The sequence below is a fragment of the Halomonas sp. 328 genome, from assembly GCF_015645095.1.
GTDB lineage: Bacteria > Pseudomonadota > Gammaproteobacteria > Pseudomonadales > Halomonadaceae > Bisbaumannia.
Genome location: NZ_JADOTW010000003.1, coordinates 90,304 through 113,287, shown reverse-complemented (window position 1 = coordinate 113,287; position 22,984 = coordinate 90,304). Strand labels below are relative to the sequence as shown.

Here is a 22,984-nt window from a genome sequence, read left to right as displayed (position 1 = left end):
GGGCGGAATTGTCCTTGTTGTCTCCTTATCTAACCGTAAATAGCCGCCATTGCACCCCTTTTCTCGGCACCTTGCGCACGTTCTTTCCACGCCCGCTCTTGTCCCTCTCCCTTTATCGCACTCCTCCGGCGCCCCGGGTTACCTCATCGCCTCGGGGGCGAGGTCCACCACGATCGGGTCATGGTCCGAGGAACGGAAGGGGTCGGGGCGGAAGTGGGGCGCCGCACTCTCCGGCCCGTCGTAGCCGAGGAAGTCGGGCTCGTCAGCATTGATGGGCCAGGGGCGAACCGCCGCCACGGCCGCGGCCAGGTCGGGGCTGGCCAGGGCATGATCCAGGTAGCCCGACTCCCCCCGGAAGACATAGGAGTAGCGGCGCTCCGGCGGCAGCTCCCGGGCCAGCAGGTCGACCAGGCCCGCCTCCGTGAGGGCACGGATCGGGTCCTCGGCGCCGTAGGCGTTGAGGTCGCCGATCAGCAGCAGGCGTTGATGCCCCTCGGCGGCGGCGAGGCGCTCGAGGAAGGCGGCGACGGCCCGGGCCTGGGCCAGCCGGCGTTCGTTCCAGCAGCCCTGGCCTTGATCGATATCGCCCCGGGACGGGCAGCCGGTCTTGGACTTGAAGTGAGCGGTCACCACGCCGAAGGGCGCCCCGCCTTCTCGGTCGCGGAAGAAGGCCGCCAGGGGCGGGCGGTGGTGGGTGCGCTGGTTGTCGGCATAGAGCTCGCTCACGGCCTCCACCCGGTCCGGCCGGTAGATCAGGGCCAGCTTGATGGCATCGGAGCCCCGGTCGGCGCTGCCACCGACGGCGCGATAGCGCACCCCGGTGCGCTCGCCGAGCTGCTCGATCAGGTCGGCGAGGGCCGCCGGGTCGTTCTCCACCTCCACCAGGGCGAGGATATCGGCATTCAGGCCGGCTACCGCCGCGGCCAGCTTGGCCCGCTGGCGCTCCAGTTCCTCGGCATTGGCGGCCCCGCGTCGGCCCAAAGTGGTGAAGTAGTTCTCGACGTTGAAGGTGGCCACCCGCAGCCGCTCCCCCGGCGCCGGCAGCGCGTCCGGGCGGGGGTTGGCGTCCGTGAAGGCGGGCGCCTGGGTCGGGTGCAGCCGGTGGGCGTCGAAGGCGTGGGTGAGCACCCCGGTCAGTCCCTCGACCCGGCTGCCGACGCGGCGGGTGCCCGCGTCGTTCAGGTAGGGGATGGGGCTCGGGAAGGTGCGGTGGCTGCCGTCGTCCAGCAGCAGGGTGGCGCGCTCCTGGGCCGCATCGGGGGCGTTGGTGGGCCGGAACAGGCGCTCGGCGGCAAGCGTCAGGCTGCCGTAGCGGGCGAGCTCATGGTTACCGGTGACGGTCAGGGCCCGGGGAAAGGTGACCAGCAGCTCCTCGTGGGCTTCCAGGGTCGCCGTATCGAGGGGCCAGCTCAGGGCCTGCGGCTCGGGCAGCCGGTCGCGGCCACAGACCGCGATCCGCTCGACCCGCTGCAGCTGGGGGCGGCCGCGGTGCTCGCCGGTGCGGGCGTGGAGCTGCAGGTGGCTGCCCGGGAGGATCTGCGCCGCCATCTCCGGCGTTGGCCGGGGCAGGTAGACGAAGAGGCCGACGGGGCCCCGCTCGGTGGCCTGCTGCAGGTAGAAGCCATCGAGGCGGTCGCGGCCGAGGAAGGCGCCGGTCACCACGCCCTCGGCGATCACCTCGCGGCCGGCGGGAAGCGCCGGCCCGTCGCCCAGGCCCCTGATGGTGGCCAGGTCGGCGTTCGACTCGAGGGGGCAGCTGGCGGCCGCCGGGGTCGCCAGCAGCAGGGCCAATAGCAGGGTCGGCAGCAGGGCCGGGCGCTTGCCGATAGGGCGGCGTGGGGTGAGGGCGGTCATGGGATCCTCTGCTTCGATGCTCTTTGTCCACTCGCTAGGTCGATTCGCGTGGACGGCTCGCTAGAACGGCTCTCCAGGACGTTATGGCGTGGGGAAGAGGGCCGCCAGTATCACCACGGCGCCATAGGCCGCCACGCCGGCGGCCACCGGCCAGCCTAGGGTGCGTTTATGCCACCAGACGACCAGGGTCGCCAGCACGCCGGTGGCGGTGGCGACCCAGGAGAGCAGCCCCGGGGTCACCGGCATCAGCGAGACCCCGAAGACGGCGGCGATCATCACCGGGCCGAGCAGGCTCAGCCACTGGGGCATGGCCTCGGGACCGTCGCCGCCGGCCTGGCGCGCCAGGCGGCGCTGCATCCACAGCAGTGGCAGCAGGCGCATTAGCAGGGTGCCCAGCGCCGAGATCAGGACGGCGATCCACAGGGCGCTACTCATGGCGGTCTCCTTTTGCGTGCTCTTGCCTGGCGGGGGCGAACTTGACGACCTGGAAGCAGAGGGCGCCGCAGGCGGCGGCCAGGGGAATCGCCAGGTTGGTGAAGCCCAGGATCGTCAGCCCCAGGGCGACCAGGACGGTCAGCCCCAGCGCCAGGCTCCAGCGCCGGGAGGTGAAGCGGGGCGCCACCAGCACCAGGAAGAGGGCGGGCAGGGCGAAGGGCAGGATCTCGCCCATCAGCGCCCAGCGGGCCACCAGCTCGCCGCCGGCCAGGGCCCCCAGGGCGGTACCGCCGATCCAGCTGGCCCAGGCCAGCAGGGCGGCGCCGCCGAACCAGCCGAGGCGTTGGGAAGCCGGCAACTGGGGCAATCGGGCATGGGCCAGGGCGAAGACCTGGTCGGTGAGGCCGTGCATCAGCCAGGGCCAGCCGCGGCTGGGCGTCAGCCAGGGGGCCAGGTTGGGGGCGTAGACCACATGGCGCAGGTTGATCAGCAGGGTCATGGCCACCACCAGCCACAGGGGCGCCCCGGCGGCGATCATGCCGACGAACAGGAACTGGGAGGCGCCGGCATAGACCAGGGTGGAGATCACCACCGCTTCCCAGGGGGTGAAGCCGGCCTGGGTGGCGATCAGCCCGAAGGAGATGGCCACCGGCACATAGCCGCCGAGCAGCGGAAAGGCTTCGCGCATGCCGGCCAGCCAGGGGCGGCCTGGCGAGGTCGTGGCATCCAGATTCATCGGGGGGTCTCCTCGTAATAGACGACGCTGAGCAGCAGGGTGGCCCAGGTGTCTCCGGTGCGATAGAGGTGCGGGCGGTCGGCGGCGAAGGTCAGGCTGTCGCCGGCCGAGAGGTGCCGGGTATCGCCCTCCGGCCCGGCCTCCAGGTGGCCGCTGATCAGGGTCAGAGACTCCCGGGCGCCGGGGGTATGGGGTTCGGCGAGGCGGGTGGTATGGGGCGCGCAGCGCATCCAGTAGGCGTCGACCTGGGGCCGGTCCTTGCCCTGGTCGAGCAGGCGCACCTCGACGCCATCCTCGCCCAGGGGCACGGCGATAGGCGCGACCAGGGTGCCGAAGGGCACCTTGAGCTGCACCGCCAGGCGCCAGATGGTGTCCAGGGTGGGGTTGCCGTTACCCTGCTCGAGGCGCGACAGGTTCGACTTGGCGATGCCGGCGGCGGCGGCCAGCTGCGACAGCGACCAGCCCTGGGCCAGGCGCAGGGACTGCAGGTGTTGGCCCAGGGTACCGAGGGCGAGCTTGTCCATGAGGAGTGGCCTCGACTGTTCCTTTTAACGAACGTTCTATATAAGGAACATTAGCCTGTCAAGTCACCCTGTCAAGTCACCCTGTCAAGCCAGACTGTCGAGGTGGCCCGTCGGGGCCGCCCGACAGGACTCCCCTGACCACTGCCTTGATCGGGGCCGGGAGGGGAGGGTGTGGCGCGGGAGGGGACATCAGGCGGGGCCAGGAAGGCCCCGCCGAAGGGCTTACTGGGCGGTGATCACGGTCATCACCAGGTCGCCATCGACCCGGATCGGGCCGTCTTCCGAGGCGCCCAGGGTGTATTCGAAGATCCCGGTATGCATGCCGCCCTCTTCGCTGTGAATCATCAGCATCAGGTGATCGCCGGCGGCGACCTCCTCGGTGAGGATGGCGGTTACATCGAGGTTCTCGCCCTCCTTGAGGGGCGAGTAGCCGACCACCGGGCCGGGGGTGTGGCTCTCGTCGGTGCGGTGGACGACCAGCCAGCCGTTGCGGTCTGTCATGACCTTCTCCGCCGAGACGGTGCCGCCGGCCACGGACTGGTCATCGGCCCAGACTTCCGGGTGCATGTCGCCGTGCATGCCGGCCTGGGCCAGGGCGGCCCCGGTGAGCAGGGCGGCGGTCGCGAAGGCGCTTGTCACTAGCTTCATCATCATTCTCTCCTTGCTATCCGGATAAGACCCATCCGCCGAGGGTGGCAAATGATGGGTGCCTTCCTGGTTACGCGGAGAGACGACGACTGGATGCAGGCCGAAGATTTTTTTCATCGAGTGGCGTCTTGGTTGGTCGCCACCAGCCTGGATAGGCCCTTGGGGGAATGATCGGGGGCGTCCAGCGAATGGCCCGGGGCTGTCGAGACAGGACGACGATGCCGCTTGCCAGGCTCGAGATTTTGGCTACACTAGTTATCGAACAGTGTTTCTTAAAACGATTGTTTGCTCTTCGCCACCGAGACGAGTCCCATGGATACCCAGTCGCTGTTGATCAATGCGCTGCTCTATCTCTTCCTGCCCCTGTGGGGGATTGCCGGCTTCGTCGACTGGTGCTGCCACCGGGCGACGCGTATCGAGGCCACCTCGGGGCTCAAGGAGTCGCTGATGCACTCCCTGATGGGCCTGCAGGTGGGCATTCCCATCCTGCTCTGCCTGCTGTTCCGGGTGAATGTGCTGGTGCTGCTGATCTGCCTGGTGGCCTGGGTGCTCCACGAACTGGTGGCCCACTGGGACGTGCACTATGCGGCCCCGCGTCGCGAGATCAGCCTGTGGGAGATGCATGCCCATAGTTACCTGGCGACCCTGCCGTTCTACATGCTGGCGATGATCCTGATCATCAACTGGCCGGTGGTGCTCGATCTGGTCCAGTTGCAATGGCAGGGCCAACTGGCCCTGGAGCTCCTGGCCAGCCCCCATGGCGGCGAGGGGTACCTGCCGCTCTATCTCGGGTTCATGGCGCTGCTGTGCGGCTTCCCCTATCTGGAGGAGAACTTGCGCTGCCTGCGTTATGCCCTCAAGCAGAGGACATCCTCATGAGTGTCTATGTCACCCGCAGCGGTCATCACCTGCCGGGCCCGGCCGTGGACAACGACCAGATCGAGGCGGTGCTGGGGCGGGTCAACGGCAAGCCCAGTCGCCTCAAGGCGCGCATCCTCAAGGCCAACGGTATCCAACGGCGTCACTACGCCATCGACGCCGAACACCGCACCACCATCGGCAATGCCGAGATGGCGGCCCGGGCGGGACGGATGTGTCTCGAGGCGGCGGGGCTGGGCAAGCGCGATCTGGGGTTGCTCAGCGTGGCTACCAGCCAGGGCGACCTGGTATTGCCGGGCTTCGGCAGCCAGGTGCAGGCGGCGCTGGGGCTCGGCGATGTGGAGCTGCATACCAGCCACGGCATCTGTTCCAGCAGCATGATGGCGCTGAAGACCGCCTTCCTGTCGCTGGCCGCCGGCGAGCATCGTCGCGCCCTGGTGGTGGCCAGCGAGCTGGCCTCGCGGCTGTTCAAGGCGAGCCGCTTCGAGGCGGCGGGGGCCGAGCCCGACTTCAATGCCGAGTTCCTGCGCTGGATGCTCTCCGACGGCGCCGGGGCCCTGCTGCTGGAGGGCGCGCCCCGGGGCCGCTGCCTGCGCATCGACTGGATTCGCGGCTACTCCCATGCCGATGCCTATCCGTTGTGCATGAGCGTGGGCCAGGCCCCCGATGGGCGCACCTGGCAGGACTTCGCCACCTACGCCGAGGCGGAGGCGGCCGGGGCCCTGCTGCTGCGCCAGGACGTGCGGCTGCTCGACAATATCGTCAAGCTGGGGGTGGATGGCCTGCTGCGGCTGATCGACGAGGGGCGGGTGGCGGTCGACGAGGTCGATCACCTGCTCTGCCACTACTCCTCCCACCACTTCCGCGGGCGCATCGCCGAGATGCTGACCCAGGCCGGGGCGATGATCCCGGAGGAGAAGTGGTACACCAACCTCTACGAGCGCGGCAATACCGGCTGCGCCTCGCTATTTATCATGCTCGACGAGTTCCTGCGCACCCGTACGCCCCAACCCGGGGAGCGGATCCTGTGCATGGTGCCGGAGAGCGGTCGCTTCAATACCGCCTATATGCAGCTGACCGTGGTGGATGCCTGATTCCCCTACCTGGAGAGAACCCCATGCAAGAGACCCTGATTACCACCCCCGCCGGCCAGGCCTGCCTGCAGGGCCTGATGCGGGTCTGGTTCGATTTCGAACGCCAGTTGGGCCGCCTGCCGCTGATCCAGCGCCTCGACCGCGGCGAGCTGAGCCTGGCGGAGTACCGCACCCTGCTGCTCAACCTGCGCCAGCAGGTGATCGAGGGCGCCCGCTGGATCAGTCGCTGCGCCTCGAGCTTCGACCGCCATCACGCCGACCTGCGCTCGGTGGTGATCCAGCATGCCCGGGACGAGCATCGCGACTACGAGCTGCTGGAGCAGGACTATGTGGCCGCCGGCGGCGACCTGGCCGAGATCCAGGCGGCGCCGCGCAATATCGGCAGCGAGGCGCTGCATGCCTTTATGATGTATCGCGCGGGTCAGCCCAACCCGACGGACCTGGTCGGTGCCATGTGGATCATCGAGGGGCTGGGTCAGAAGATGGCCGGCGACTGGGCGGCCCGGGTCGAGGCGGCCACCGGTGGCGATGGTGGCTACACCCGTTTCATGCGCTATCACGGCGAGCATGACGACGATCACCTGGCCACCCTCTACGGCCTGATCGACCGGGTCTGCCAGACCCCGGAGGCGCCCGAGGCGATCCTCAGGACCGCCCGGGTGGTGGCCCGGCTCTATGCCTTGCAGCTGGAGGAGGTGCCCTGTGACTAGGCCAACCCGTGGGCTAGCGGCGCCTGGTGGCCCGCTACACCATGCCTTGCAGCTGGAGGAGGTGCCCTGTGACTAGGCTGAATTCGTGTGCTGGCCGCACCTGGTGGCCCACCATCTCGAGCCATGCCCTGCAGCTGGAGGAGGTGCCCTGTGACTAGGCCATCCAAGAAGGCAACGCTAAGCCCCTATCTGCGCGCCATCGCCCAGGACGAGGCGCTGCCCATCGACCCGGAGGCGCGGCGGCTATGGCTGGAGGACCTGGCCAATCCCACCCGCTGGTGGTTGCGGCCGATCCTCCAGGGCGTGCTGGCGGTGCTGCTGCATCTGGTGTGGTTCCTCAAGCGCCTGCCACTGCCCCAGTTCCGCGCCCATGGCCTGCTGCAGCGGCTGATCTGCTGGTTCTGCACCCACTTCGTCAGCCCCCAAGCCAACCGCCTGATCCTGCGCCACTTCGCCACCGAGTCGAACCTGCTCAACTTCCTGATCGATAACGTCGCCCCGGGCCGGGTGGCGCCGGTGACCCTCTACCCGCAACGCATCGCCGAGATGCGCGAGGCGAGCTTCGTCGAGCACGACCAGGCGCTGTTTCGCAGTATCGAGGCGCTGGGCGCGGCGCGGGCCGAAGCAGGCGACGAGCCGGCGGCAGGCCGGGCGCTAAGCTGGCAACACTGGCGGCCCCTGGGCGAGCTCGAGTTCGAGATCCGCCCCCGGCGTACCCAGGTACTCGATTTCGAGAGCGCCCATGCGCTCTTCATGTGCCTGTTCTGCCTGCTGCTGACCCGGGAGGAGTACCGGGACGCCATCAACGGCTTCAACCTGGACCAGTCCATCGCCCTGCGCATCGGTGCCCTGATCGACGAGCCCCAGCTCGCCGAGCTGGCCTACAACAAGCACCCCCTCTACCTGGTGGGCCCCTGGAACCTGAGCCAGCGCTTCCTGATGCACGGCTTCTTCACCGAGTACCTCTATGCGCGGCTGGAGCGGCGGCACTGTGAACAGGCGCCCCAGGCCGAGGCCGGCTAAGGCGACTTGGAGTGCTTCCGGACGTGGCGGATATGCAGGGCCACGCCGATCAGCAGGGCCAGGGCCAGCGGGGCCAGCAGCAGGCTGATCAGGCGCGGGTCATGGGGCACCAGGGCGCTGATGCTCTCCACCCCCAGCTTGTAGAGGCTGAGGATGTAGTAGCCGAGGACGATAAAGGAGAGCCCCTCCACGGCGCGCTGGATCGCCAGCTGGCGGCTGGCGCGCTCGTTGAGGCTCTGCAGGATCGCCGAGTTCTGGGCCTCCATCTCCACCTGGGCGCGGGCTTGGAGCAGGTCGCCCAGGTGGGCCAGGCGCTGCTCCAGGCTGACCAGGCGCTGGTCGGTGGCGGTGCAGTAGCGCACCGTGGGGCGGAAGCGACGCAGGATGAAATAGCCCAGGCGCTGGCGATCGTCGATGCGGCTCTCGCGCAACTCCTCGATGCGCTCCGCCACCAGGCTGGCATAGGCCTCGGTGGCGCTGAAGCGCTGGCGGGCCCGGGAGCAGGTATGGGCGATCCGTGCCGAGAGGGCGCTGACCTCCTCCAGCAGCGGCCGGGTATCGCCCCGGGGCGTCTGGGCGTTGCGGTGGGTCAGCTCCGCCAGGGCCTGCTCCTGGGCCTGCAGCTCGCCGCTCAGCGACTTGGCCAGCGGCAGCGCCAGGGAGGCCATCATGCGGTAGGTCTCGATCTCCAGCAGGCGGCGTACCGTGCGCCCCAGGCGGAAGTCGTTGAGTTGCTCGTTGACCACCAGCAGGCGATTGACACCGCACTCGCTGAGGTGGAAGTCGCTCCACACGCTGGCGGCACCCCCCGCCACCCGGGAGGCCGCGGTGCCGCGGAAGCCGTAGGCCGAGGGGGCGCCCGCCCAGTGCGCCAGGGCCTCTACCCGCACCAGGCTGGCGTTGATGATCGCCTCGCGATGGGGGGCGAGCAGTCGCTCCAGCACCTCCGGCGGGGCGGGCCAGTGGGTCTCGCCCGGCGGCGCCGGGCGGTAGAGGGTCAGGGTCAGGAACTCGGTATGGCGTTCCCACTTCAGCGTCATGCCGTCCACCGCGAGGATATGCTGGGCCGCCTGGTGGTCGGCGGGCACGCCATGCTCGCCGGCCAGCCGCTCGAGCAGGGCCTGGCCGATCGCTCCCTCCTCGTCCAGCAGGGCATAGTGATGCACCAGCGCCGAGCCTGGCAGGTCGATGGAGGGGCGGGAGTGCAGCTCGTCGTGCAGGGCGCGGCGTTGGGGGTGCATGATGTTATTGTGTCCAGGCAGAGTAAACCCTTGAGGCTAGCCAGCGCCGTCATGGGGAACAAGGCCCGCCGGCCCCGAATGGTGCTCCGTGTCTGCGGTGGCTTGTCGCAGCCTGCAATGTATACATTTTTTGTGTACGATTAGTGGCTCGACCACCGTGACCTGGAGAATCCCATGAGCTTTACCGTCTATCTGTCCGGCGAGATCCACACCGACTGGCGCGAGGAGATCGAGCGGGGCGCCGCCGCCGCGGGCCTGGATATCACCTTCACCTCGGCGGTGACCGACCACGACGCCAGCGATGCCGCCGGCGACCACCTGGGCCCGGCCAGCGAGGGTTTCTGGCGCGATCACAAGTCGTCCAAGATCAACGCCATTCGCACCAAGACCCTGATCGAGATGAGCGACCTGGTGGTGGTGCGCTTCGGCGATAAGTACAAGCAGTGGAATGCCGCCTTCGATGCCGGTTACTGCGCCGCCCTGGGCAAGCCCTACGTGACCCTGCACAGCGAAGAGATCGTTCACCCCCTCAAGGAGGTGGATGCCGCCGCCATGGGCTGGTGCACCAGCACCGACCAGGTGGTGGAGATCCTCAAGTACGTGACCCAGTAACTACCCCAGCCTCAGGAAGGGCCACAGGCTAAGCGCCAGGATGGCCCCGGCGCCGGCGACCAACAGCAGCAGCCGCAGCGGCTGCCGGACGAGGCGGCGCCCCAGGGTGTCCGCCTCGCCCCGGGCCCGCTGGGCCTCCCGCTCCCGGTGCAGCAGCTCGGCGCGTTCGGCCTGGTAGGCCTCGATCACCTGACGGGCCGCCGTGAACTGCTCGGGGTCGCGTAGCCAGATGGCCGGCTCCCCCAGCCGCCAGAAGCCCTCCTGGGTCTCGTAGGTCGCGAAGTCGTGTGCGGCGAGACGCTCGCGTACTTCCTCGGCTTCGTCCTCCGGGACCCCCCGAAGTTTGAACAGCAGTACCGCCATGCCCCTCGTTCCTATTCCTGTGACGAGGAGACATGGTAACTCAGCCAGTCCCCGCTGGCAGGCGCCGTGCCCGGGAAGTCCTCCCGGGCGGTGTAGGCCGTGGCCAGGGACATGCCGCCCACGTCGATGCGTTGGGCCAGGCGCAGCGAGGGGGTGCAGGCGAGGTAATCGGAGTGCTCCAGCCAGTCGTCGTCCGGGTAGTGGGCGAACAGGTACTGGCCCTCCTTGATGCTGTCGATCAGCGGGTAGGTGACCTCCTGGCGCACCGCCGGACAGCCGAAGCTGCGCCCCAGCCGGCCATTGGCGGCGATAAACTCCTCGCTGACGTAGTCGGCGCCGTGGATCACGATGGCCCGCTCGTAGGCCAGGTCATTGACCCCCGGCTCCAGCCCCTCCAGGCGCAATGAATAGCCGTTGCTGCCGTAGTAGCTGTTGAGGGTGCGGAACAGCCCCAGGCTCGACTGGTGGCTCTCCGGCACATTGGAGAACCAGCGCGCCTCCTCGTCGCCGGTGCCGCGGCCGTGGGAGACCAGTTCCTCGAACAGCAGACGTTGCTCGGCCAGGTCGAAGACCCACAGGCGCGGCTGGTTGGCGGAGCGGGCGAAGTCGATCACCGCCAGCCGTTCGGCGTCGGGGCGAGCGCAGTTCCAGGCCTGGGCCGCGCGCTCGAGCACCCGGGCATCGGCGTCGGGGGCCAGGCGCTTGAGGGTCTCGCTCAGCGAACGGTCGCCGGGGAAGGCGGGTAAGGGCTCACTCGGCGTGCCGGCCAGGGCGGGCGCGGCCAGGGCCGCCGAGAGCAGTAGGCCGCTCAGCCGCCCCAGCGAGCGGCCAGGCGAAGCGGATGGCGCATCGTGCGTCATTGTTGTGGGCTCCTGCGTTTCGATCCGGGCCGCCGGGCGATACACTCAAGATGACTCCCAGCGGACGGGCCTAAGTATGACCATAAAGCGAGCATTCACCAACCGGGGCGATTCCACGGCCCCTCGACTCGGGCTCCGAACCCGTCGGGCGGCCGGCCTGGCGGTTGCGCTGATGGTGTCATGCCTGGCCCTGCCGCTGATGGCCCAGGAGGGTGAGGAGAGGTCGACCCCTGGCCAGGCGCCATCGCCGGGGGAGGCGCGAGGCGGTGCCTCGCTCACTCCCCTCGACGCGGCCCTGGAGGGCCGGCGGCTCTGGCAGGACGAGGCATCGCTGGAGGCGCTCGATCGCGCCCTGGCGACGCTGGTCGACGATGGCCTGACCCCGGCCCACTACCGGGCCGGCGAGTGGCGCGAGGCCTTCCGGGCCCTGGTGTCGGCGGACGCCGCCGCCCGCGAGCGCCTGGCGCAAGAGGCCAGCCAGGCCTTGTCCCGGGCCCTGGAGGACCTGTCCCGGGGCCGCGTCGACCCGCGGCGCCTCGATCCCCGCTGGGAGATCCCCCTGGTCGAGGCGAGCCTGCCCTGGCCACGGGTCGCCGATGCCCTGGCCGCGGGGCGGGTGGAGGAGGCACTGGCCCTGGCGCGTCCCCGGTACCCGGCCTACGAACAGCTGCGCCAGGCCCTGGTGGAGCATCGGCGGCTCGACGCCCTGGGGGGCTGGGCCAGCCTGCCGCCCCGCGCCCAGCCGCTGCGCCCGGGGGAGCGCCACGAAGAGGTACGCCGGCTGCGCGAGCGACTGGCGGCGGCGGGGGAGCTCGGCGTGCTGGTCCCGGACGCGGGAGTCTATGGCGAGCTGGCCGCCCGAGCCCGCCCCGCCGAGTTCGAATCCCTGCATTACGACGATGCCCTGGTGGCGGCGGTACGCCGCTTCCAGCGTCGCCATGGCCTGAACGACGATGGGGTGGTGGGGCCGCGGACCCGGGAGGCCCTGAACGTGCCGGTCTCGCGGCGTCTCGAGCAGTTGCGCCTCAACCTGGAGCGCTCCCGCTGGCTGTTGCCGACCCTGGCCGAGGCCCACGTGCTGGTCAATGTGGCGGGGCAGACCCTGGACTACCGGCGTCCCGGCGGCGAGGCCTGGCGGACCCGGGTGATCGTCGGCCAGCCGCGACGGGCCACGCCGCTGCTGGCCTCGCGGCTGACCCACTTCGATCTGCACCCCAGCTGGACGGTGCCGCCGACCATCTTCCGCGAGGACAAGCTGCCCTTGCTGCGCGAGGACCCGCTGGCCCTGGAGGCCCAGGGGTTCAGCGTGCTGGCTCCGGACGGCACGCCCCTCGACCCCCTGGCGGTGGACTGGCAAAACCCCGGGGCGGTGATGCTGCGCCAGGCCCCGGGGCCCGCCAACCCCCTCGGCCAGATGGTGCTGCGCTTCCCCAATGGCCATGCGGTCTACCTGCACGACACCCCGGGACGGGGGCTCTTCGGGCGCGATCAACGGCTGGTCAGTTCGGGGTGTATTCGGGTCGAAGGGGTGCGGCGACTGGTGGAGCAGCTGCTCGCTGATACCGGCACCCGTGCCGACCTGGGCGCCCGCCTGGCCAGCGGCCAGAGCCAGACCCTGCACCTGGCCCGGCCCATGCCGCTCTACCTCTACTACTGGACGGCCTTCCCCGACCTGGAGGGCGAGGTGATCTTCCACCCCGACCCCTACGGCCGGGATGCGCCCCTGGTGGCGGCCCTGGCGCGGGGCTGAAGCGAAAACCCTGCGGGCGAATGAAAAAACTGTTTGACTCGGGCGGCCCGAAAGCGCATCCTGCGTCCAGTTGGTTAGCAAGTCGAATAGCGTCAGTTGTCATCGAAAGTCGTTTCATGCGTTTCGGTAGCCTGGTGTACTTCTCCTTGTTTTACCCACTCGTCTCGGGTAATTCCCGGTTAAACATCTGCTACTTCGAGGAATTCGATCATGGCAACTGGTACCGTTAAGTGGTTCAATGACACCAAAGGCTTCGGCTTCATCTCTCCGGACGACAACGGCGACGACCTGTTCGCTCACTTCTCCGAGATCCAAGCCGACGGCTTCAAGACTCTGCAAGACGGTCAGAAGGTCTCCTTCGACGTCACCCAGGGCAAGAAAGGCCTCCAGGCTTCCAACATCAAGGTCATCGGCTAAGCGCTGATCGCCTCGATGTGACCGCTCCGGCGGTCGAAAAAAGGCCCGCTTCGGCGGGCCTTTTTCGTGGGCGGCATCCGGGTTTTTATCCCTTTATCGAATAGATAAATTTCTAGAAATAACTTTTCGCTATAGCGGGTGGCCGTCACAATGGGGCCTTTGCTGGTTCTATTGGATTCTCCATGTCCCTGGATGCCTGGATCGCGCTGGCCGTCGTCGGTGCCGTCTTTCCCCTGATGGCCTTGAGCCGGATCGGCCCCGATATCATTCTCCTGGGGGCGGTCATCCTGTTGTTGACCCTCGGCGTGATCGAGCCCGACCAGGCCCTGGCCGGCTTCTCCAGCAGCGCCCTGTTCACCGTGGCCTTCCTCTATATCCTGGTGGCCAGCATCCGCGAGACCGGCGGCATCGACCTGATCATCCGCTACGTGCTGGGGCGGCCGCGCAGCGAGGCCCGCGCCCAGGGGCGGCTGCTGTTGCCGGTGGCGGCGATGAGCGGCTTCCTCAACAACACCCCGGTGGTGGCCACTTATATTCCCGCGGTAATCAGCTGGGGGCGGCGCCTCAATATTCCCGCCAATCGCCTGCTGATGCCGCTCAGCTTCGCCTCCATTCTCGGCGGCACCATCTCGCTGATGGGCACCAGCACCAACCTGGTGGTCAATGGCCTGCTGGCCGACCGCTACCCGGAGCTGGCGCTGCGGCTCTTCGATATCGCCTGGCTGGGCGTGCCGGTGGCCATCGTCGGCCTGGCCTACCTGCTGCTGGTGGGGCGCCACCTCCTGCCGGCGCGGCGTGGCGCCGCCGAGGCCTTCGAGAATCCCCGCGAGTTCACCATCGAGATGGCGGTGGATCCCGCCGGTCCCCTGGTCGACAAGACGGTGGAGGAGGCGGGGTTGCGCCACCTCCAGGAGCTGTTCCTGGTGGAGATCGAGCGGGAGGGCAACGTGGTCAGCGTGGTGGGCCCCGGCGAGAAGCTCAAGGGCAATGACCGGCTGATCTTCGCCGGTACCTCCGCCGGTGCCGTGGAGCTGCAGCAGATCCGCGGCCTGATGCCCTCCCATCAGGGCCAGTCGAGCCTGCAGAAGGACTTCAAGGAGCGCCGCCTGGTGGAGGCGGTGGTCTCCAACCAGTGCCAGTTCATCGGCCAGCGGATCCGCGACGGCCACTTCCGTACCCTCTACGGTGCCGCCGTGCTGGCGGTGTGCCGCAACGGCGAGCGGGTCGCCGGCAACCTGGGGCAGATCCGCCTACAACCCGCCGATGTGCTGCTGCTGGAGGCGCGCCCGCCCTTTATCGAGCGCCATCGCCAGTCCCGTGACTTCCTCTTGATCAGCCAGGTCAATGGCGCGGCGCGGCCCATCCACGAGAAGGCCTGGCTGGCCTGGAGCATCCTCGCCGGGGTGGTGGCCCTGGCCGCCACCGGCGCCATGAGCATGCTCAATGCGGCCATGCTGGGGGCGGCCCTGTCGGTGCTCAGCGGCTGCTGCTCGATCGGCGCCGCTCGCCGTGGCCTGGATACCCAGGTGCTGCTGACCATCGCCGCCTCCTTCGGCCTGGGGGCCGCCCTGGAGACGACCGGGGCCGCTGCCTTCCTGGCCCAGGCGGGGCTGGGCCTGGCGGATGGCAACCCCTGGCTGCTGCTGATCGGGGCCTACCTGCTGGTGGCCCTGCTCACCGAGCTGGTCACCAACAATGCTGCTGCGGTGATCACCTTCCCCATCGTCATGGCCAGCGCCGAGAGCCTGGGGGTCAACCCGATTCCCTTCGTGGTGGTGGTGATGTTCGCTGCCTCGGCCAGCTTCCTGACGCCTATCGGCTATCAGACCAACCTGATGGTCCACGGCCCCGGCGGCTACCGCTTCGGTGACTTCCTGCGCGTCGGCGGCCTGCTCAACCTGCTGACCGCCCTGGTGGTACTGACCCTGACACCCTTGATCTGGCCATTTTGACTCAGTAGTAAGGCGACAAGCTGGGGCATGGCTGAGGGGCGCTGGGGGCAGGTTGGAGCGGGGGTTTTTTGCCATGGACGGCAAAAGTAGCGCCCAGGGAGGGGTTCACAGCGCCCCGCGACGGCCTGCCCCCAGGATATCCCCGAGCCGCGGCGCTGCGAGGACCATGGCCAGCCAGCGGCGCTTGGGGTAGGGTAGCGACCAGTGATTTCGACCCTGCGAGAGCCCGACCATGAGCCACCCCGGCGAACTGATTATCGAACCCCGCGACGGCCGTCCCGCCGACAGCTGCGTGATCATCCTCCACGGCCTGGGCGCCGATGGCCACGACTTCGAGCCCCTGGTGCCGGCGCTGCAGCTACCGGCGGAGCGGGCGGTGCGTTTTATCCTGCCCCATGCGCCGCGCCTGCCGGTGACCATCAATGGCGGCATGGTGATGCCGGCCTGGTACGACATCCTCGAGATGAGCCTGGATCGCCGCGTCGACGAGGCCCAGCTGCTGGCCTCCGCGGCCCGGGTGCAGGCGCTGATCGACGACCAGATCGCCGCCGGCATCGATAGCCGCCGCATCATCCTCGCCGGCTTCTCCCAGGGCGGTGCCGTGGCCTACCAGGCCGCGCTCAGCTACCCCAAGCCCCTGGGCGGGCTGCTGGCGCTCTCCACCTACTTCGCCACCGCCGATAGCCTCACCCCCAGCGAGGCCAACCGCGACCTGGTCATCGAGGTGCACCACGGCACCCAGGACCCGGTGGTGCCGGAGGCCCTGGGGCGCGCCGGCGCCGCGCGCCTGGAGGCCATGGGCTATGCGGTCAACTATCGCAGCTACCCCATGCCGCATTCGCTGTGTCCCCAGCAGGTGGCGGATATCGGACCCTGGCTGGGAGAGCGACTCGCCGCCGCCTGACCCAGCGGGGCCTGTGCGCCGAAGGTGGGCTCGACGTGGCCCCCTGGCTAGGGCAAATTAAGGGGAAATTCCTCGTTCTCTCAGCAGGATGGCACCATGGCTTCTTCCCTGACCCACGACATGCCCGATGCCCGGGGCTTCTTCGGCGACTTCGGCGGCCAGCTGGTGCCGCCTCACCTCAAGCAGGTGATGGACGAAATCGATGCCGCCTACGAGGAGATCCGCCAGCGCAAGGACTTCCAGCAGGAGCTGGCCAGCCTCTTCGCCGACTATGTGGGCCGGCCCAGCCCGATCTTCCATGCCCGGCGCCTCTCCGAGAAACTGGGCGGCGCCCAGATCCACCTCAAGCGGGAGGATCTCAATCACACCGGCGCTCACAAGATCAACCACTGCCTGGGCGAGGCGCTGCTCGCCAAGTTCATGGGCAAGACCAAGGTGATCGCCGAGACCGGTGCCGGCCAGCACGGGGTGGCCCTGGCCACCGCCTGCGCCCTGGTGGGGATCCCCTGCGAGATCCATATGGGCCAGGTGGATATCGAGAAGGAGCACCCCAACGTCACCAAGATGAAGATCCTCGGCTGCAAGCTGGTGGCGGTGACCCGGGGCACGGCGACCCTCAAGGATGCCGTGGACAGCGCCTTCGAGGAGTACCTCAAGGATCCCCAGAATTTCATCTACGCCATCGGCTCGGTGGTGGGGCCCCATCCCTTCCCCAAGATGGTCCGCGACTTCCAGTCGATCATCGGCCGGGAGGCCCGCGAGCAGTTCCTTGCGCGCCACGGCAAGTTACCCGACCATGTCACCGCCTGCGTGGGTGGCGGCTCGAATGCCATCGGCATGTTCACCGCCTTCCTCGAGGACGACGCGGTGCATCTGGTCGGAGTGGAACCCGCCGGCGAGGGCCTCGATACCCCGCGCCACTCCGCCACCCTGACGCTGGGCAAACCCGGCGAGATCCACGGCATGCGCTGCTATGTGCTGGAGGATGAGGCCGGCAACCCCATGCCGGTGCACTCCATCGCCTCGGGCCTCGATTACCCCGGGGTGGGCCCCCAGCACAGCTACCTGAAGGAGATCGGCCGGGTCGACTACCAGAGCGCCAGCGACGAGGAGTGCCTGGAGGCCTTCCTGACCCTGTCGCGGGTGGAGGGGATCATCCCCGCCCTGGAGAGCGCCCACGCGGTGGCCTGGGCGATGCGCGTGGCGCCGACCCTGCCCAAGGACCAGCACATTCTGATCAATCTCTCCGGTCGCGGCGACAAGGACGCCGACTACGTGGCCGAGAAGCTGGGACTGTGATTAGCGAACCCCGACAGACCGTCAGGAGCCCCCATGGATAGTCTCGACCCCGACCTGGGCGCCGGCGGCGACGCCCGCCTGGTGAGCCCCGCCGCGGCGCGCAATGCCGCGCCTATCCTGGCGGTGCTGCGCGATGTGCTGCCCGAGCGGGGGCGGGTGCTGGAGCTGGCCAGCGGCAGCGGCGAGCATGCCCTGAATTTCGCCCGGGCCCTGCCCGGGCTCGTCTGGCAGCCCTCGGATCCTAGCCCCCAGGCCAGGGCCTCCATCGCCGCCTGGCGCGACGCCGAAGGCCCCGACAACCTGCTGGCGCCCATCGCCCTGGACGTGACCCGGCGCCCCTGGCCGGTGGCCGAGTTCACGGCCCTGGTATGCATCAACCTGCTGCATATCTCCCCCTGGGCCGCCGGTCAGGCGTTGTTCGCCGAGGCCGGCGCCCGGCTACCCTCGGATGGCGTGCTCTTCGTCTACGGCCCCTTCAAGCGGGATGGTGCCCATACCGCGCCCAGCAATGCCGCCTTCGATGCCGACCTGCGGCGCCGCGACCCGGCCTGGGGCATCCGCGACCTGGCGGCGGTCGAGGCGGAGGCGCAGCGGCATGGCCTCGCCCTGAGCCGGGTCGTCGAGATGCCCGCCAATAACCTGAGCCTGGTCTTCCAGCGCCTCTGAGTCGCGCCTTGCGTTGGTAGCGTCCCTTGAAGTTCTGGCGATCACCCCGAAGACTGCTAGGAGCCTGTCGGGCTTAGCCGATCGTCACGAGAGTTACGGATTTCGAGTCAAATTTATCGATCGATTGAGGCGAATAGCGAGCTATTTAACGAAATGGATCGATAAATTTGGCCGGAAGCCCGGGATTCGCAGTAGATCAGTGTTAAGTCCGACAGGCTCCCAGGGTAGCCACAAGGAGGACGCTAGATGAGTGATCTTTCGGAGGATTTTCGCCTCCCCGTCGCCTGCCCCCAGTGTGGGAGCCACCGCGTGCGCGTCTCCAGGGTCAAGAATCCCGACGATGCGGTCTTCTGCGCCTCCTGCAAGATGCGGCTCTGCCTCTATCACGAGGTGATGGATCTGCTCCGCCGGGGGCCCGGTGACGAGACCGAGGCGTTGCTCGAACAGGCCATGAATCGGCAGCGACCTTGAGTCCCGCCGCCTGGCCCAGCGAGGGACTCGCCGGGCTGCTGATCCTCCTGACCACCCTGCTGGTGGCAGGCGTGGCCTGGCATGCCCGGGGTCACCTGCGCGAGCATGGGGTGCCCGCTGGCCGCAGCCGCTGGCTGTGGCCCTTGCTGGCCGCGGTCTGGGGGTTTCTGACGCTGATCTGGCTGGTCTCGGACCTGCTCACCCTCTACCTGGCCCTGGAAGGGCTGGGGCTCTGCGCGGTGGCCCTGATGTGGCTGCCTGGCACCCGGGAGTCGCGCCGGGCGAGTCTCTACTACCTGATGGCCAGCCTCAGCGGCTCGGCGCTGATCCTGACTTCGGCGCTGCTGCTCTACCGCCATTACGGCCATCTCGACTTCGCCCTGCTGGCCCAGGCCTCCGCGGAGGAGCCCCAGTGGCGCTGGCTGGCCCTGGCCGGGTTGAGCACCGGCCTGCTGGTCAAGGCCGGCGTCTTTCCGCTGCACACCTGGTTGCCCCCCGCCCATGCCGCGGCCTGGGCCCCGGTCAGCGCCCTGCACTCGGCGCTGATCATCAAGGCCAGCCTCTTCCTGTTGATCAAGCTATGGTGGCAACTCGGCCCCGCGGCGTCCCCCAGCCTGCAACTGCTCGGTTGGCTGGGGGCCGCGGCGGTGCTCTGGGGCGGGTTGCTGGCCTGGCGCCAGGCGACGCTCAAGAAGGTGGTGGCCTACTCCACCGTCTCCCAGATGGGCTACCTGTTGCTGCTCTTTCCGCTGATGGCCAGCGCCGAGGAGGGGGCCCGCCAACTGGCCTGGCAGGCCACCTGGCTGCTCTTCATCACCCATGCCCTGGCCAAGGCGGCGATGTTCATGGCCGCCGGCAACCTGGTGCTGGCCATGGGATGCGGTGACCTGAAAGGATTGACCGGGGTGGGGCAGCAGCTGCCCCTGTCGCTGCTGGTCTTCGGCGTGGCGGGGGTGAGCATCATGGGCCTGCCACCCAGCGGCGCCTTTACCGCCAAGTGGCTGCTGCTGGAGTCGGCCCTGGCCGCCGGCCAGTGGTCATGGCTGCTGTTGCTGGGGCTGGGTAGCCTGCTGAGTGCCGCCTATGTGTTCCGGGTCTTCGCCTACTGCTTCACTACCCGAGGCGAGGCCCCCCCCTGCCGCCGGGTGCCGATCCACCTGGATATCGTGCCCCTGGGATTGGCCCTGGCGGCGCTCTTCCTGGGGTTGATCGCCGGCTGGCCCGTCGCCTGGGTCCAGGGCGGGGGGCTGCCATGAGCGGTACCCTGATCCTGCTGCTGACCCTGGCCACCTCGCTGCTGGCGGCACCCGTGATCTTTCTCTTGCCGGAGCGGGCCCGCCGCACGCGCACCACCATCAACCTGGGGGCGGCGCTGCTCAAGCTGGCCCTGGTGGCCTGGATGGTCTGGGGCCTGGCCCAGGGCCTGGAGTATCGTTTCCATCTGCCGGTGATGGAGGGCTTCAGCGTTCACCTGGTGGCGGATCCCCTGGGCATCATGTTCGCCGGCCTCTCCTCCCTGTTGTGGCTCTTTACCACCCTCTATGCGGTGGCCTACCTGGAGGAGTCGCCCAACCGGCGGCGCTTCTTCGGCTTCTTCAGCCTCTGCGTGGCCAGCACCCTGGGCATCGCCCTGGCCGCCAACCTCTTCACCTTCCTGATCTTCTACGAGCTGCTGACCCTGGCCACCTACCCGCTGGTGGTGCATCGCGGGACCCCGGCGGCGCTAGCCGCCGGACGCATCTACCTGCGCTATACGGTCAGTGCCGGCTTCGTGCTGCTGCTGGGGGTGGTCTGGCTGCAGGCCCTGGCCGGGGAGCTGACCTTCGGCGAGCTGCGCCTGAGCGAGCTGGACGAGGCCTATCATCCGACCCTGAAGGGGATCTTCCTGCTGCTGATGCTGGGCCTCGGCGTGAAGGCGGCCCTGGTGCCCCTGCATGGCTGGCTGCCCCAGGCGATGGTGGCGCCGGCGCCGGTCAGCGCCCTGCTGCATGCGGTGGCGGTGGTCAAGGCGGGGGCCTTCGGCATCGTGCGCCTGGTCTATGACGTCTATGGCATCGCCTTCAGTGCCACCCTGGGGCTGCTGGGCTGGCTGACCGTCGCCGCCTCCTTCACCATCCTCTACGGCTCCCTGCGCGCCCTGGCCCAGAGCGACCTCAAGCGCCGCCTGGCGTTCTCCACGGTGAGTCAGGTCGCCTATATCGTCCTGGGGGTGAGCCTCTTCGGGCCCCTGGGGACCCTCGCTGGCCTCGTCCATCTGCTCCATCAGGGGCTGATGAAGGTGACGCTGTTCTTCTGTGCCGGCAACTATGCCGAGGAGCTGGGTATCCACCGTATCGACGAGCTGGACGGGGTCGGGCGGCGCATGCCCCTGACCAGCCTCGCCTTCACCCTGGGGGGCCTGGGGATGATCGGCCTGCCGCCCCTGGCGGGCTTTATCAGCAAGTGGTACCTGGGCATGGGGGCGGTGGCCGCCGACTCGCCCTGGGTGATCGCCGTGCTGGTGGCCAGCAGCCTGCTCAATGCCGCCTACTTCCTGCCGCCGATGTATCGGCTCTGGTTCAAGGCCGCCGCGGATCCCGCCTGGCCCCAGGCACGACGCCTGGGGCGTTTCGAGACCCATGCCTGGCTCTGGGGCCCGGCCCTGGCCACGGGGCTGTTCAGCCTGCTGGCGGGGCTACTGGCGGGGCTGCCCTATAGCCCCCTGGACTGGGCGGGCCGGGTAGCCGGCGGGGAGTACTTCCCATGAGCCTGACGATGCTGATGCCCTGGGGCCTGGCCGCCGCGGTGGCCTGGCCGCTGCTGGTGGCGGCCCTACCGGGCCTGTGCGAGCGGCGCCTGGCGACCCTGGCCTGGCTGAGCGGGCCCTTGCCGGCATTGGCCCTGGCGCTCTGGGCCCCGGCCCTGGAGCTGGGCCTGGAGGCCTGGCTGCTGGGGGGGCAGTGGCTGCTCGATGAGACGCGGCGGCCGCTGCTGGCCATGAGCGCCCTGCTATGGGCCCTGGCCGGGGGCTATGCCTGGGGCTATCTCGCCCCCGAGGATCCTCATCGGAGCCGCTTCGCCCGACTCTGGAGCCTGACCCTGGCCGGCAACCTGCTGCTGCTGCTGGCCGAGGACATTCCCAGCTTCTACCTGGGTTTCGCCCTGATGACCTTCGCCGCCTTCGGCCTGGTGCTGCATCAGGGGGACGAGGGGGCCCGCCGCGGCGCCCGGGCCTATCTGCTGCTGGCGCTGGTCGGCGAGGGGCTGATCCTCGCTGGGCTGCTGTGGGCGGCGGGGGAGAGCGGGGCCCTGACCCTGACGGCCCTGCGTCAGGGACTGGCCGAGTCGGGAAGCCTCGCCATGGTGCTGCTGCTGTGGCTGGGGTTCGGCGTCAAGGCGGGGGTACTGGGCCTGCATCCGTGGCTGCCCCTGGCGCATCCGGTAGCGCCCACCCCGGCCAGCGCCGTGCTCAGCGGGGTGATGGTCAAGGCCGGGGTCTGGGGCTGGTGGCAGACCCTGCCCCTGGGGCTGGTGGCCCTGCCGTTGCCGGGCAACCTGATGATCGTCCTGGGACTGCTGGGGGCCTTCCTGGCGGCCCTCTACGGGCTCTTCATGAGCCAGGCCAAGGCGGTGCTGGCCTACTCCACGGTGAGCCAGCTGGGCATGCTGGCGGCGCTGACCGGGGCGGCCCTGCACAGTCCCGATCTCTGGCCCGCCCTGCTGCCGGCGCTGCTGCTCTTCGCCGCTCATCACGGGCTCAACAAGGGGGCGCTCTTCCTCGGCGTGGGCATCGCCCAGCACCCGCCGCGGCTGCCTTTCTGGCTGGTGGGGGCGGGCCTGGCCCTGCCGGCCTGGGCCCTGGCCGGTGCCCTGGCCAGCGGCCTGCCCACCAAGTGGATGATCAAGTCGGGCCTTTATGACGGGGGCTGGACGGGGCTGGCCCTGGCGCTGAGCTGGGCGGCGGTGGGCACCACGCTGCTGATGGCGCGGACCCTCTGGTGCCTCTATCGGGACTGGCAGCAGGCGGTGGAGGAGGAGGCCGAGCCGGCCTCCCGAGCCATGCTGGCCGGCTGGTTGGGGAGCCTGGTGGCGGCCACCCTGCTGCCGGTCTGGCTGGTGCTGCCCGAGGCGATACGTCTGCCGCCCTGGGTCGAGCTCTGGGGGCTGCTGTGGCCGGTGGTGCTGGGGGTGATCCTGACACTGGTGGCCATCCAGCAATTGCTGGGGCGGCACCCCGCCGTGGAGGCGGCGATGGCGACCTGGCGGCCGGGGGATCTCTGGTGGCTGGCCCAGGGCCCCCTGCGGCGGCGACGCGACGAGCTGAATCGCGGGGTTGCGGCACTGCGCCGGTACAACGAGCGCTGGCGTGAGGCGCGACAGTACTGGAACGGGCGGCTGATGCGCGGCCTGGATGGCCTGGAAGGCGTGGAAACGCTGCTGCGCTGGCTGCTGTTGCCGCTGATCCTGGGAATGGGGGCCCTGCTGATCTGGGGGCTGCCGGTCACGCTACCGCTGGGGTAGCGGTGTCGGCCGGATACGCCGAAGGCGCATCCGGCCTGACGCCAGC

At 69.0% G+C, this 22,984-nt stretch carries 23 protein-coding genes; 15 read left to right on the top strand and 8 right to left on the bottom strand.

The window, feature by feature from the left end:
* Positions 1 to 138: 138 nt before the first annotated feature.
* The 5 genes from IHD13_RS02150 to IHD13_RS02130 form a co-directional block, all read right to left on the bottom strand.
* A complete protein-coding gene (locus tag IHD13_RS02150) occupies positions 139 to 1,854 on the bottom strand; it encodes an ExeM/NucH family extracellular endonuclease (RefSeq protein ID WP_195859388.1) in 1,716 nt (571 codons plus the stop codon).
* Positions 1,855 to 1,935: 81 nt separating this feature from the next.
* Positions 1,936 to 2,289 carry an AzlD domain-containing protein gene (locus IHD13_RS02145; protein WP_195859387.1) on the bottom strand — a complete coding sequence of 118 codons (354 nt, stop codon included), beginning with the start codon at positions 2,287 to 2,289 and terminating at the stop codon, positions 1,936 to 1,938.
* Positions 2,282 to 3,025, bottom strand: coding sequence for an AzlC family ABC transporter permease (locus IHD13_RS02140; protein ID WP_195859386.1), 744 nt, complete (start codon positions 3,023 to 3,025; stop codon positions 2,282 to 2,284). Before IHD13_RS02140 ends, IHD13_RS02145 begins: the two co-directional genes overlap by 8 nt.
* Complete coding sequence (locus IHD13_RS02135; RefSeq protein ID WP_195859385.1) at positions 3,022 to 3,549, bottom strand: helix-turn-helix domain-containing protein; 528 nt, start codon at positions 3,547 to 3,549, stop codon at positions 3,022 to 3,024. The genes IHD13_RS02140 and IHD13_RS02135 overlap by 4 nt, the downstream gene beginning before the upstream one ends.
* Positions 3,550 to 3,771: 222 nt before the next feature.
* Entirely contained in the window at positions 3,772 to 4,197 is a 426-nt protein-coding gene (locus tag IHD13_RS02130; RefSeq protein WP_230086082.1) for a DUF7282 domain-containing protein, read from the bottom strand.
* Between the two features lie 312 nt (positions 4,198 to 4,509).
* On the opposite strand from IHD13_RS02130, the gene IHD13_RS02125 reads away from it, so the two are divergent.
* From IHD13_RS02125 to IHD13_RS02110, 4 genes are all read left to right on the top strand, one after another.
* Entirely contained in the window at positions 4,510 to 5,076 is a 567-nt protein-coding gene (locus tag IHD13_RS02125) for a diguanylate cyclase (protein ID WP_195859383.1), read from the top strand.
* A complete protein-coding gene (locus IHD13_RS02120) occupies positions 5,073 to 6,170 on the top strand; it encodes a beta-ketoacyl-ACP synthase III (protein ID WP_195859382.1) in 1,098 nt (365 codons plus the stop codon). Before IHD13_RS02125 ends, IHD13_RS02120 begins: the two co-directional genes overlap by 4 nt.
* Before the next feature lie 23 nt (positions 6,171 to 6,193).
* A complete protein-coding gene (locus IHD13_RS02115) occupies positions 6,194 to 6,880 on the top strand; it encodes an iron-containing redox enzyme family protein (protein WP_195859381.1) in 687 nt (228 codons plus the stop codon).
* A 150-nt stretch (positions 6,881 to 7,030) separates the two neighbouring features.
* Entirely contained in the window at positions 7,031 to 7,903 is an 873-nt protein-coding gene (locus tag IHD13_RS02110) for a DUF6999 family protein (RefSeq protein WP_326838301.1), read from the top strand.
* On the opposite strand, the gene IHD13_RS02105 is transcribed toward IHD13_RS02110, so the two are convergent.
* Positions 7,900 to 9,144 carry a DUF3422 domain-containing protein gene (locus IHD13_RS02105; protein WP_195859379.1) on the bottom strand — a complete coding sequence of 415 codons (1,245 nt, stop codon included), beginning with the start codon at positions 9,142 to 9,144 and terminating at the stop codon, positions 7,900 to 7,902. The genes IHD13_RS02110 and IHD13_RS02105 overlap by 4 nt on opposite strands.
* A gap of 174 nt (positions 9,145 to 9,318) precedes the next feature.
* Between IHD13_RS02105 and IHD13_RS02100 the strand changes: the two genes are divergently transcribed.
* Positions 9,319 to 9,756, top strand: a complete 438-nt coding sequence (locus tag IHD13_RS02100; RefSeq protein ID WP_195859378.1) for a YtoQ family protein — start codon at positions 9,319 to 9,321, stop codon at positions 9,754 to 9,756.
* Here IHD13_RS02100 and IHD13_RS02095 read toward each other — a convergent pair whose 3' ends face one another.
* Together IHD13_RS02095 and IHD13_RS02090 are read right to left on the bottom strand one after the other, a co-directional pair.
* Positions 9,757 to 10,119, bottom strand: a complete 363-nt coding sequence (locus tag IHD13_RS02095) for a DUF6164 family protein (RefSeq protein WP_195859377.1) — start codon at positions 10,117 to 10,119, stop codon at positions 9,757 to 9,759.
* An 11-nt stretch (positions 10,120 to 10,130) separates the two neighbouring features.
* Entirely contained in the window at positions 10,131 to 10,979 is an 849-nt protein-coding gene (locus IHD13_RS02090) for a murein L,D-transpeptidase catalytic domain family protein (RefSeq protein WP_195859376.1), read from the bottom strand.
* A gap of 172 nt (positions 10,980 to 11,151) precedes the next feature.
* On the opposite strand from IHD13_RS02090, the gene IHD13_RS02085 reads away from it, so the two are divergent.
* The 10 genes from IHD13_RS02085 to IHD13_RS02040 all read left to right on the top strand — a co-directional run bounded on the left by IHD13_RS02085 (position 11,152) and on the right by IHD13_RS02040 (position 22,938).
* On the top strand, positions 11,152 to 12,729 hold the full coding sequence (locus tag IHD13_RS02085; protein ID WP_195859375.1) for a L,D-transpeptidase family protein: 1,578 nt from the start codon (positions 11,152 to 11,154) through the stop codon (positions 12,727 to 12,729).
* A 210-nt stretch (positions 12,730 to 12,939) separates the two neighbouring features.
* Positions 12,940 to 13,146 carry a cold-shock protein gene (locus tag IHD13_RS02080; RefSeq protein ID WP_010629501.1) on the top strand — a complete coding sequence of 69 codons (207 nt, stop codon included), beginning with the start codon at positions 12,940 to 12,942 and terminating at the stop codon, positions 13,144 to 13,146.
* A gap of 182 nt (positions 13,147 to 13,328) precedes the next feature.
* Complete coding sequence (locus IHD13_RS02075) at positions 13,329 to 15,098, top strand: SLC13 family permease (RefSeq protein WP_195859374.1); 1,770 nt, start codon at positions 13,329 to 13,331, stop codon at positions 15,096 to 15,098.
* 232 nt (positions 15,099 to 15,330) lie between these two features.
* Positions 15,331 to 16,002: an alpha/beta hydrolase gene (locus tag IHD13_RS02070; protein ID WP_195859373.1), complete on the top strand. Its 672-nt coding sequence runs from the start codon at positions 15,331 to 15,333 to the stop codon at positions 16,000 to 16,002.
* 96 nt (positions 16,003 to 16,098) lie between these two features.
* Complete coding sequence (gene trpB / locus IHD13_RS02065) at positions 16,099 to 17,301, top strand: tryptophan synthase subunit beta (RefSeq protein ID WP_230086081.1); 1,203 nt, start codon at positions 16,099 to 16,101, stop codon at positions 17,299 to 17,301.
* A 33-nt stretch (positions 17,302 to 17,334) separates the two neighbouring features.
* Positions 17,335 to 17,967, top strand: coding sequence for a DUF938 domain-containing protein (locus IHD13_RS02060; RefSeq protein ID WP_195859372.1), 633 nt, complete (start codon positions 17,335 to 17,337; stop codon positions 17,965 to 17,967).
* 246 nt (positions 17,968 to 18,213) lie between these two features.
* Positions 18,214 to 18,438: a hypothetical protein gene (locus IHD13_RS02055; RefSeq protein WP_195859371.1), complete on the top strand. Its 225-nt coding sequence runs from the start codon at positions 18,214 to 18,216 to the stop codon at positions 18,436 to 18,438.
* The gene (locus tag IHD13_RS02050; protein ID WP_195859370.1) at positions 18,435 to 19,694 is read left to right on the top strand and encodes a complex I subunit 5 family protein; all 1,260 of its coding nucleotides are present in this window, start codon (positions 18,435 to 18,437) and stop codon (positions 19,692 to 19,694) included. The genes IHD13_RS02055 and IHD13_RS02050 overlap by 4 nt, the downstream gene beginning before the upstream one ends.
* Positions 19,691 to 21,184, top strand: coding sequence for a complex I subunit 5 family protein (locus IHD13_RS02045; RefSeq protein WP_195859369.1), 1,494 nt, complete (start codon positions 19,691 to 19,693; stop codon positions 21,182 to 21,184). The genes IHD13_RS02050 and IHD13_RS02045 overlap by 4 nt, the downstream gene beginning before the upstream one ends.
* Positions 21,181 to 22,938 (top strand): complex I subunit 5 family protein, encoded by a 1,758-nt coding sequence (locus IHD13_RS02040; RefSeq protein ID WP_195859368.1) that lies wholly within the window; start codon positions 21,181 to 21,183, stop codon positions 22,936 to 22,938. The genes IHD13_RS02045 and IHD13_RS02040 overlap by 4 nt, the downstream gene beginning before the upstream one ends.
* Positions 22,939 to 22,984: the final 46 nt, after the last annotated feature.